The organism is Pantanalinema rosaneae CENA516, from assembly GCF_050753385.1.
Classification (GTDB): Bacteria; Cyanobacteriota; Cyanobacteriia; order Leptolyngbyales; family Leptolyngbyaceae; genus Pantanalinema; species Pantanalinema rosaneae.
In genome coordinates this window covers 89406-101211 of sequence record NZ_JBLZFZ010000005.1, presented here as the reverse complement: position 1 = coordinate 101211, position 11806 = coordinate 89406, and the positions used below count along the sequence as shown (strand labels likewise).

7 protein-coding genes are annotated in these 11806 nt (G+C 49.5%); 6 read left to right on the top strand and 1 reads right to left on the bottom strand.

Annotated features, from left to right (window positions below):
• Positions 1–291: 291 nt before the first annotated feature.
• Positions 292–5031, top strand: coding sequence for a CHAT domain-containing protein (locus ACN4EK_RS04235; RefSeq protein WP_431656240.1), 4740 nt, complete (start codon positions 292–294; stop codon positions 5029–5031).
• A gap of 102 nt (positions 5032–5133) precedes the next feature.
• Positions 5134–6609: a glycogen synthase GlgA gene (gene glgA / locus ACN4EK_RS04230; protein ID WP_431656239.1), complete on the top strand. Its 1476-nt coding sequence runs from the start codon at positions 5134–5136 to the stop codon at positions 6607–6609.
• Between the two features lie 172 nt (positions 6610–6781).
• Here glgA and pgm read toward each other — a convergent pair whose 3' ends face one another.
• The gene (gene pgm, locus ACN4EK_RS04225) at positions 6782–8437 is read right to left on the bottom strand and encodes a phosphoglucomutase (alpha-D-glucose-1,6-bisphosphate-dependent) (protein ID WP_431656238.1); all 1656 of its coding nucleotides are present in this window, start codon (positions 8435–8437) and stop codon (positions 6782–6784) included.
• Positions 8438–8782: 345 nt separating this feature from the next.
• Between pgm and ACN4EK_RS04220 the strand changes: the two genes are divergently transcribed.
• From ACN4EK_RS04220 to ACN4EK_RS04205, 4 genes are read left to right on the top strand one after another with little or no spacing between them, the layout of a single operon-like run.
• Positions 8783–9403, top strand: a complete 621-nt coding sequence (locus ACN4EK_RS04220; protein ID WP_431656237.1) for a cyclin-dependent kinase inhibitor 3 family protein — start codon at positions 8783–8785, stop codon at positions 9401–9403.
• 24 nt (positions 9404–9427) lie between these two features.
• Positions 9428–10180, top strand: coding sequence for a hypothetical protein (locus ACN4EK_RS04215; RefSeq protein ID WP_431656236.1), 753 nt, complete (start codon positions 9428–9430; stop codon positions 10178–10180).
• 56 nt (positions 10181–10236) lie between these two features.
• Positions 10237–11022, top strand: a complete 786-nt coding sequence (locus tag ACN4EK_RS04210; RefSeq protein ID WP_431656235.1) for a hypothetical protein — start codon at positions 10237–10239, stop codon at positions 11020–11022.
• Between the two features lie 53 nt (positions 11023–11075).
• The gene (locus ACN4EK_RS04205; RefSeq protein ID WP_431656234.1) at positions 11076–11741 is read left to right on the top strand and encodes a hypothetical protein; all 666 of its coding nucleotides are present in this window, start codon (positions 11076–11078) and stop codon (positions 11739–11741) included.
• Positions 11742–11806 lie beyond the last annotated feature (65 nt).

Below are 11806 nucleotides of genomic sequence, written 5' to 3'. Positions count from 1 at the left end.
GAAAACCTCGGATCTCTTATCATGCCGCATCTCGCCCCAGAGTTCATTCCTTCGGACAAAATAATCTTAAATTAATCCCAATTCAACTTGCGATCGTGGCAAATTTCTAGATAGTCACTCTATTCCCAATGATTGCCTTCAGATGTGATCAATCAAACGTGAACTTATTTGGCAAATCCAAGATTTTACGGAACAGCTAGGGTATGGTGATAAATCAAATTATTCTTACTAATCATCATGAAACCCGCTGCTAGAATCGTGTCCGCTTCATACCGATTCTTGGTGTTCTGGATGCTGACTGCATCCGTTTCTCCCGTCTATGCCCAGTCGATCGTTCCGGCTCAGGATGGCACTGGGAGCAGAATTATTCAGCACAACCATCGCTACGATATTTCGGGGGGGCAGCGATCGGGGGATGGCACAAATTTATTTCATAGCTTCGATCGCTTGGGACTGAACCAGGGTGAGATTGCCAATTTTCTCTCCAATCCCGCTATCCAAAATATTCTAGGTCGGATTATTGGTGGTAGTCCGTCGATCATTGATGGCTTAATTCAGGTCACAGGTGGCAACAGCAATCTGTACTTACTCAATCCGGCAGGGATGATATTTGGAGCCAATGCCAGTTTAAATGTACCGGCTGCTTTCACCGCTACTACAGCAAATGGCATCGGATTTAGCAACGGTTGGTTTAATGCGATCGGGAACAACGACTACACCAATTTAATCGGCAATCCTCAAACGATCGCCTTTACCATGTCCCAACCGGGAGCGATCGTCAATACAGGCAATCTGGCTGTCCCACAGGGTTATAACTTAACATTACTGGGCGGGACGGTGATCAATACAGGACAATTATCTGCACCGGGAGGGCAGGTGACGATCGCCGCAGTACCCGGACAACAGCTTGTGCGCCTGAGTCAACCCGGTAGTATCCTGAGCCTAGAAATTCAACCTCTGTCTAGCGTAATCAACCCTTCGGAGGTGACTCTGCCAGCTAATTGGACACTGCCGATCGCGACCCTACCGCAATTATTAACCGGGGGCAATTTAGGAAACGCTACGGGATTAGTGGCTAACCCGGATGGTAGTCTGCAATTAACTGGCTCTAACTTAACGGTGCAAGCCGGTGATGTGGTTGCCACCCAGGTTCAGGCTGGAACCGCTACCCTAGCGGCAGCGAATCATCTGACGATCGCTCCCCTGGGTATCGCCAATCTGGTCAGAATACAAACAGCAGGAGATCTGACTCTGCAAGCGGGTCAAACGATCCATGTCAGGGATCAGGCGACCCATCCCTTAACCATTCAAGCCGGAAGCAATCTAGTGATCCAGGGCAATCAAGGCATTGATATCTTTGCCTTAAGTCATCCCCAGAGTGTCTTGTCATCCGGCGGAAATCTAATTCTGCGATCGACGAATCCGGTTGGAGGCGATGCCCATTACACTGCCAGGGGAAATTTCCGAGTCGAGCAATTAGATGGGACAGTGGGTAACTTATTTAGCCCCTATGATCCAATTATTCTCGCGGGTGGAGATGTCACATTAGGGAATTATCAAGGCGCTTCTTTGCACATCATTGCGGGCGGTAGTGTGACGTTGGGAAATGTGATTATTGACTCTCCAGATGACGTGGAGAATGCGATCGATCCAAGTACCTTTCCCGCTCTGGCAACGGTACCTTTATCCGATGGCACTAGCATTACGATCGACGGTACAGCCACCCCCACCTTGGATATCCGAGCCGGAGTAGATTGGTCAGCCTTAGGCGGCGCTCCTGAAGGGGGGCTCGCTGTGTTTGGAGAACTTGAAGTAGGAACAAATTTCCCTCCCACCAGCGCTGATATTACTGTGAATGGCAACATTTCGGTGGAGTCGGGAGTGGTGCTACTAACGAATCAATATAATCCTAATTTGGCACTTCCAGGCGGCACAATTTCTGCCCTAACAATCACTACAGGAACGAATAGTAACATGGCTGCTGGCTCCATCACGATCGATGCCAGACAAACGGCTAATTTAGGGTTACTGGCAACCGTAGCTGATGCCCTCACCAATGATGCTGGTAATGGGGGCGACATCAAAATTCTGGCAAATGCTAATGTCAATGTTGCTGCCAGCATTTTTAGCTTTAGTCAGGCGATCGCAAATTCTCCCAGCTTGTCTGGGAATTCAGGTAACGGTGGTCAAGTCAGCATTACTGCCAGAACCGGAGACATCAATGTAGCGGGTGTGATCAACTCCAGCACAACGGCTAATTCAGTCGGTTTAGGGGGGACGGCGGGGAGTGGTGGCGCGATTACCCTAACGGCTCCCATCGGGCGAGTACAAGCGAATGCCTTAAACACAACCAGTACCGCCCTCAATGGCAGTGTGGGCAATGGGGGGGCTGTGCAGGTGAATGCCGCCAATGGGATCAGCATTGTGGCAGGAATCAATACAACGGCTGATGCCAGATTCTTGACGGCGGGTAATGGGGGGGATGTGCGTTTGACCACCACTCAAGGGGATGTGGTGACTGGAGGCATATTTGCCAATGCGAGAAGCATGGATGGGGCATCGACTGGGAATGCTGGCAATGTCACGATCGCCACTGGAACGGGGAATATTCAAGCCCAAGCGATTCTGGCAGACGCGATCGCAGCACAGGCAGGTGTGAGTGGCAATGGTGGCACTATTAATCTCACCACCAATCGCGGTAACATCACGGTTGCCAGTGACCTCAGAACCCTGGCGTTCTCTAGCGCTAGCGGTGGGGGAGTTGGAGGTGCGGTTACACTCACTGCGTCAGACAATATTACGATCGGCTCCATCAACCTATTCCCGCCCAATCCCGGCATCCTCAATACCGATGGTTCGCTCACCGTTAATGCGGCTGGCGCGATCGATTTGTCGGGTGGCATCACGATCGATGGGGATATTCGGATTGGCAATCAGCTTGCCCCCACGACATTATTACTCCCTGCCATGATGCAATCCGCCAGGGGTGACATTGACATTACCGTTAACAATAATTTTCAACTTTCCAGCTTGATTACGACTCAAGGCGGCGATTTTAGCCTGACTAGCCCTGGTCATTTAAACATTACTCGTCCCGTTACCACCCAGGGCGGAGATATCACATTGCGGGGCAAGGCGATCGCGGCATCTGCGCCATTGAATTCCAGTCATGCTATTGGGGATGGTGGCAATATTTTCTTAATCGCCACCGATCGCATTCAGGTTGATGTCCTCAATAGTTCGGGCGCGGGTAAGGGTGGCAACGTGACGATCGACCCCGATGGCGATGTGCAGGTTGCTTTCATTAATGCTCAGGGCGGACTGAGTTTCCCAGGAAGTTCTGGCAATGGTGGTGCGGGGGGCAATGTCGATATCACGACCCGTCGCCTATTCCGAGCGATCGGCAGCTTCATTGATCAAAATGGTTTGCTGGCTAGCATTTCTACTGCCGGAACCAGTCAGGGAGGAGCGATCGTCATCCGGCATAGCGGGGGTAACGTGGGGATACCGTTTGTGGTGGGAGACAGCAGGCGCAACGGCACTGAAGCCGCAATTACGACCGGATCTAGCAATACCATTCAACCCAGACGATCGTTTCTCGGCTCCTATCGCCAGGGCACCCCACCCAGTGACATTCAGCTTCTGACTGCCGATGCCCCACCCTCCCTGGAACCACCTCCCGTTCCCTGTATCGCCAACAACTGTACGGCGGTTGCAGATGATCTGGTGACACCGAATATCCTGACCACGCTGCCGATCGTTCCAGTGCCGTTGAACTTACCCACCTTTGATCTAGAAGCCGCCAGAAATCGATTATTAGCCATTCAACAGGCAACCGGGGTTAGACCAGCCCTGATCTATATCCAGTTTGTGCCAACGACGGTTACTACCGATATTTCGGGTCAGGAACGATCGACCACCCAACAATTCCAACAGCATTTCCAGCGATCGCCGGTGAATAACTCAGTCAATCTGACGATCGTGCCATCCCCAGACGATCAACTCGAAATTATTGTGGTCACGACCGCCGATCGCCCCATCCGGCAACGGATTCCTCACGCCACAAGAGCCAACGTTTTACAGGTTGCTACAGAATTCCGTGATCGCATTGCCAATCCTAGAGAACGGCAGCGCTACCGTTATTTCGCCTCTGCTCAACAGTTATATCAGTGGTTCATTGCCCCGATTCGAGCCGAACTGCAAGCCCAAGAGATTCAAAACCTTGCCTTCATTCTGGATAGTGGGCTACGCATGATCCCGATCGCGGCGTTGCATGATGGCAACCAGTTCTTAGTGGAACAGTATAGTTTGGGGCTAATGCCCAGCTTTACCCTCACCGACACTCGCTATGCCGACCTCCGCCCCCTGAAAATTCTGGCAGCCGGAGCCTCCCGGTTTAGCGATCTTCCCCCTTTACCCGCCGTTCCGGGCGAACTAGCCGCAATTACCCAAACGGGTTGGCAGGGCGAAGTCTTAATGGATACTGACTTTACCTTGCAAAATCTCAAATCCCAGCGCCAGCAGCAACCCTTCGGCATTATCCACCTGGCAACCCACGGTGAATTTCGCTCCGGTGATCTGAATAACTCCTTTATCCAACTATGGGACACCAAACTGCGCTTAGACCAAATTCGCCAACTGGGCTGGAACGATCCCCCGGTGGAACTATTAGTGTTAAGTGCCTGTGATACCGCGACGGGTGATGAAACCGTGGAACTCGGCTTTGCTGGGATCGCTGCCCAGGCAGGGGCTAAATCTACCCTGGCAAGTATTTGGCTGGTGAGCGATGCCGGAACCCTGGGGCTGATGGCAGAGTTTTATCACCAGTTACAAACCGCTCCCATCCGGGCACAGGCCCTTCAGCAAGCTCAGATTGCCATGCTACGGGGACAGGTTAAGTTATCCAGTGGGCAATTACAGTGGACAGATGGAACTGTCGCCTTACCCTCTAGTCTGCAAACCTTGCCGGATCAAACCTTTAGCCATCCTTACTACTGGTCAGGCTTCACGATGATTGGTAGTCCCTGGTAGTCTGCCAGACAATTTATGCCAATTGCCAGGTTGCTTGACTGCCCTTTGGTCTTTATACTTTTGTGAAGTTAGGGCAAATTATCCAGTGAATGAGGAGTAAGGATGTACATCGTACAAATTGCCTCTGAATGTGCCCCAGTCATCAAAGCGGGAGGCTTGGGCGATGTCGTATACGGACTCACCCGGGAGTTAGAACTGCGCGGACATACCGTGGAGATCATTCTTCCTAAGTACGATTGCATGAGGTACGACCACATCTGGGGGCTACACGAAGCCTATCAAGATCTGTGGGTGCCCTGGTATGGTGGCGCGATTCACTGTACGGTCTACTGCGGTTGGGTACATGGGCGACTGTGCTTTTTTATCGATCCTCATTCCGATGATCTGTTTTTTAACCGGGGACACTATTACGGTTCCAAAGACGACAACATGCGGTTTGCCTTCTTCAGTAAAGCCGCGATGGAGTTTTTACAGCGTACCAACAAGCGTCCCGATATCCTGCATTGTCACGATTGGCAAACGGGTCTAGTGCCGGTGCTGCTCTACGAAATTTACAAATGGCATGGCATGGACAAGCAGCGGGTTTGTTATACCATCCACAACTTCAAGCATCAGGGGATCGCCGGAGTAGATGTGTTATGGGCAACGGGGCTGAATCGAGAGGCTCATTACTTTGACTTCAGTCGCCTGCAAGATAATTTCAATCCCTTTGCTCTCAACCTGATGAAGGGGGGGATTGTCTACTCGAATTTTGTGACTACCGTTTCTCCCCATCATGCCTGGGAAGCCCATCACGGCGAATTTGGCTATGGGCTGGGGCATACCTTGCACATGCACCAGCATAAGTTTGGTGGCGTATTAAATGGCATTGATTACGATGTTTGGAATCCCGAGATCGATCGCTACACGCCCTATCACTTCTCGGCAACTGATCTGACGGGCAAAACCCAGAACAAAAAAGCCCTGCGGGAGCGACTGTGGTTAAGCCACGACGATAAGCCGCTAATTGCCTATATTGGTCGGTTAGATGACCAAAAGGGGGTACATCTCGTCCACCATGCGATTTATTATGCGCTGCACCGCAACGCTCAGTTTGTCCTCCTGGGAGCCGCAACCGAACAGGGGATCAACGACTGGTTCTGGCATGAGAAACAATTCCTCAACAACAATCCCAATGTTCATATTGAACTTGGGTTTAATGAAGAACTCTCACACCTGATCTATGCTGGAGCCGACATGATTGTAGTGCCTAGCAACTATGAACCCTGCGGTTTAACCCAAATGATTGGCTTGCGGTATGGGACTGTGCCGATCGTCCGAGGAGTGGGTGGCTTGGTGAATACCGTCTTCGATCGCGATTACGATGAAATGCACCCACCGGAAGAACGGAATGGCTATGTCTTCCATCAAACCGATAATCAAGCTCTGGAATCAGCGATGGATCGCGCGATCGGTCTATGGGAATACTACCCCGAAGAGTTTGAAAAGCTGATCGTCCAGGGAATGAACTCCGATTATTCCTGGAAATACCCCGGACAGGATTACCTGGCAATCTACGAATTTATCCGCCATAAGTAACCAACCATAAAAATCCCCAGAGGTAGGAGTCTCTGGGGGTAACAACACGATGGCGTTGCAAAAACTAGCTGGAGATCACTGAATTAGCGTGATGTCCATCACCTATTGATTCATACGGTCGGGGGATTGACGTTATGCAGAGCATTGATTAATCCCCCACCAGGTTTATTGATTAACCGATCATCTGCTGCGCTTCGCTGAGAATCTGCTCCAGGTGGGCTTCGCTCTTAAAGCTTTCAGCATAAACCTTACAAACATTCTCAGTTCCCGATGGACGGGCAGCAAACCAACCGTTCTCCGTCGTCACTTTCATGCCGCCGATCGCCGCACCATTGCCAGGAGCTTTGGTCAAGGTGGCTGTGATTGGATCACCGGCTAAGGTGGATACCTGCATATCTTCCGGCGACAACTGACTTAACTTCGCTTTTTGTTCCGGGGTTGCGGGAGAATCAATCCGCTTGTAGAACGGTTTGCCCAGACGATCGGTGAGGTCTTGATAATGTTGACCGGGATCTTTACCTGTTTTCGCCGTGATCTCAGCCGCTAGTAGATCGAGAATAATGCCGTCTTTATCGGTCGTCCAGACGCTGCCATCTTTCCGCAGGAAGGACGCTCCGGCACTTTCTTCGCCACCAAAGCCAAAGGAACCATCTAGTAGTCCGGCGACAAACCACTTAAAGCCAACCGGGACTTCACAGACATTGCGACCGATTTCCTTGCCGACTCGATCGATCATGCTGCTGCTGACCAGCGTTTTGCCGATCGCGCTAGAACCAGACCAACCTGTGCGATTGGTAAACAGATACCAGATCGCTACAGAGAGAAAATGGTTGGGATTCATCAAGCCAACGCTGGGGGTAACAATCCCGTGGCGATCGGAGTCTGTATCGTTACCAAAAGCAATATCGTAATCATCCTTAAATTTGACCAACCCTGCCATCGCATAGGGAGAGGAACAGTCCATGCGGATCTTGCCATCCCAATCCACACTCATAAAGCGGAAGGTGGGATCGACAGCCTGGTTAATGACGGTGATATTTAAGCCGTAGCGATCGGCGATCGGTTGCCAGTAGGCAATATTGGAACCACCCAGGGGATCGGCACCGATCCGAATCCCGGCTGCCCGAATTGCCTCTAGATCAATAATGGTTTCCAGATCGTTGACGTAGGGCGTAATGAAATCAAATTGATGGGTGGTAGGTGCTTTTAGCGCCGCTTCGTAGGCAATTCGCTTCACGTCCCGGTTGCCAGTTGCCAGCAATTGATTCGCCCGATCCTGAATCCATTTGGTAGCATCAGGTTCGGCGGGACCACCAGACGGCGGATTGTACTTGAAACCACCATCTGCCGGAGGATTATGGGAAGGCGTAATGATAATGCCATCGGCTAACCCACTGGTGCGACCCCGATTATACGCCAAAATCGCATGGGACACAGCGGGAGTGGGAGTATATTGGGCTGCACCCGTACCAGCCGCAATGTAAACATCTACCCCATTCGCCGCTAACACTTCTAAAGCCGACTTCTGGGCGGGTTCCGAGAGCAAGTGCGTATCCATGCCCATATACAACGGCCCGTCGATGCCCTGGCTCTGGCGATATTCCACCACCGCTTGCGACACTGCCAGAATATGATCTTCATTAAAGGTGCCCGTTGCCGAGGAACCCCGGTGTCCCGATGTGCCGAAGCTAACTCGTTGTAGCGGATTCTCCGGGTCAGGATGGACTGTATAGTACTGGTCTAAGAGTCGATCGACATTAATCAAAATTTCAGCCGGGGCGGGTTTTCCAGCCAAAGGGCTAATCGTCACATCCGCTGTTGTTTGCATCTCGCTTCTCCAAATCCCGTCATCATTTGGCTACGTTCAGAATACCGTAAAATTTTGTTACATGCACCGAACTGGGGGAAGATGGGGAAGGTGGGGAGGATGGGGAGATGGAATGTTGGCTACGATCGAAGTCAGGCATTGCAGAATACAGAGATGAATTCTAGGCATCCAGATACCTAACAGCCCCCTAAATCCCCCAATTCTGGGGGACTTTGAAGGGTGTGAGTTCCCCCCAGGATATAGCCTACGGCATCGTAGAAAGGGGGGCTAGGAGGGCAAATCATACTTGCATTCAGCAATGCTCGATCAAATTTACACGCTGATTGAAATTGGAACTGACACTGAATGAATGATAGGCAGACGATCGAGCCACAGATTGACCGACGACCGATAATTACTTCTGATACCGATCCGATTCGGGTGGATTTTTTACCGAGTGAATTGACGGGCTTACCGGGGCGATTAGGGATGACGATCGCGCCAGGAAAACGCAATATTGGGATGCATGCAATCTGGGAGCGGGATCTAGAGAAGGATCTGACCCATTTATGGCATCACTACCGGGTTGAGAAGTTAGTGACGTTGTTAGAAACCCCTGAATTTGCCGCATTGCAGATTCCGAATTTTCTGCTTCAGGTTCAGGCACATGGGATGCGATCGCAGCAGTTCCCGATTCATGACTTTGGTACACCGACATCAATGGGGGGTTTGCTGGAATTAGTCGAGTCGATTCTGGAGGATGTAGCGCAAGGGCAAACGGTGGTGATCCATTGCAAAGCGGGGTTAGGACGGACGGGATTAGTGACGGCGGCTTGTTTGGTGGCGTTGGGCTATTCACCGGATCAGGCGTTTGGAGTAGTGCGTCAATCTCGCCCTGGCAGCATTGAAACTCCAGAGCAGGAAGCCTATGCGGAGGCATTTGCGAAAGCTTGGCTGGAGAGAGACACTAGAGATAGGGGGGCATGATGTAGGTAATTCAAGGAGGGCAGGATGAAACGCATTCATCAGTGTCGTTGGTTACTCCCAGTCCTAAGTGGGATCATCGTTGGGTTAGGCGTGAGTGTTCCCGCGATCGCCAAAACTCAGTTATCGGCTGGCATTCCCGCCAATCTGCGATCGACGTTACAATGCCATAATATTCGCTCGATTCAATATCGACAATTAGAACAGGTGGTGGCTCAATTTGGGCGTGGGCTACCCGATTTCTTTGAACAGGGCGATCGCCAGTTTGAGCGAGAAATCGATCGGTTAAACCAACCGCAAACAGATCCCAATCTCACAATTCAGAGTACAGGGGAGCAGTGGCGACCGATCGTGTCCCAGGCAGGCAAGTTTTCGATCTGGTTGCCTCCGGGGGTAATGAGTGAAGAGACGAAAACGCTGGCGATCGCGGCTAAATCGATGACATTTAATGTGGTTGCCAGTCAGGCTGAAGGTTCCCGGTTTGTGGTAGCTTATGGCGATCTTCCAGCTAACCAACCGTTAAGTGATCAAGCTGTATTTGCCGCGATTCGAGACGAGGTGGTCGCTCAAACCCAGTTCAAAGTTGTGAGTGAAAATCCAATTACCTTTGGTCAGTGGACAGGGCAGGAATGGCAACTGAGCCAAGCGAATGAGACGATTATCTATCGAGTGTATCGCGTCCAACAACGGGTCTATCTCTTAGCCGCGAAGCAAACCGGAAAGATCGCGAACCAGTCCAACTCAGTAGATACTTTTTTCCGATCGTTTAAGTTGCTGTAATGGTAATTTCCGCGATCGCTAGGGCATCAATCAGTGATGTTTGAAACCGTGAAGTTATGAAAGATCCCAAGACATTTCAATGGCTGATAGTTTGTGCTATTGGACTTGGGATCACCTTACTGTGGGGTTGTCAAAACACTGAGCGACACAACTTACCTGCAAACCCCACAACCTCAGTCTTTCCTCAAACTCAAAAAACAATATTGACTTATGGAGACTATCTAGAACAGTATCCTCGCAATGCTCCAGTTGAAAATGTCATGGAATATGTGCTGCGGTATGGAAGTCCTGAATTTGGGAGTTTACGGGATTCAGTTCTTAAAGAAAAACCTAAGTTTCGCCGGATGGCATCTGCCTGTTTAACTCTCCCAAAGCTCGAAAATGGGAAAGTCAATGTCTCTAATTACCCAATGCCTAAGGATGGCAAAGTAGATCTTCTTGCTTTTGAGTTTATGCCACCTATTCAAGTGGAGCCGGGTGTATATCTGCTTCGGCTACGTTGTGGTCGTGGAATTATTATTAATAGCTATAGCCTCTTTATCTATACTGAGCAGGAAGGGATTGATACCGATGCATTAAAGCTTTCTGTTGGAGCTATTAGCAAATCTGGAGAGTTTTACACCTATAGAACTACAGAAACGCTTATGTATAGACTTTTTTATGATGCTAATACCCAAAAACTCCAGGTAAGCTTACCTTGCAATGCTTCTGCTGGGACTATTGCTTCCCGAACTGTTTATAAATATGAGAATAAGCACTTGAGCTTAGTAGAATATTGGCAAGATAATCCAAAGAACGACAGATGTATTCAAAAACCTCATTTACGCCAGTTTTACCCATAGCACGATCGCCTTACCTAACCTAAAGTCAAGCATTCTTAAAGGAAACATGAGACATGGTTATTTCTGAAAAGTTAGTTGAATTAATAGTTGATAAGCTTTTATTGGGTGGCATTGTTTTAGTGGCAGGGTATTGGCTGAATAAGCGACTTGAGATGTTCAAGAATGATATGAATGAAAAATCTCGGCAACGGCAACTGATTGCTGAACTGGAAAATCAGCAAAAGCGGCAGATTGCTGAGTTAGAAAATCAACTAGCGATGGAGCGATATAACGCCGAACTAGAGTTTATTGAGAAACAAATTTCTGAGTTCTACTGGCCGATCTATTTAAGATTAGAAAAAGATAATGTGATGTGGAAGCGCATCAAATCTTTAAGTCCTGAAAACAATGTTTTGCCAGAATCGGCTAGTGCCGCGATCGAGCAGGAGTTCATTCTCAAAAATCATCAGGAAATTGTTGAGATTATCGAGTCAAAAATTCATTTGGCGGAAAATTCTGCTAACAGTAGAGAGTTAATCAACGAACTAGTGAAGTTTATTAAGCATGTCGCTATTTATAAAACGATCCGAACAATTGATGAATTGTGCCAAGTTAATCCAGTTGACATGAATGAACCTTATCCTGCCAATCTCTTTCCTTTAATTGAACGGAATTTACGAGAATTACAAAATCGCTACGAACAACTTAAAAAAGTTAAATTTGGCGAATTCAAGCCATAAAATTGCTGCATATTGGCATCGCTAAATTTAACTATGGAGGGCTGAATGCAAGAGAAATCATCAGA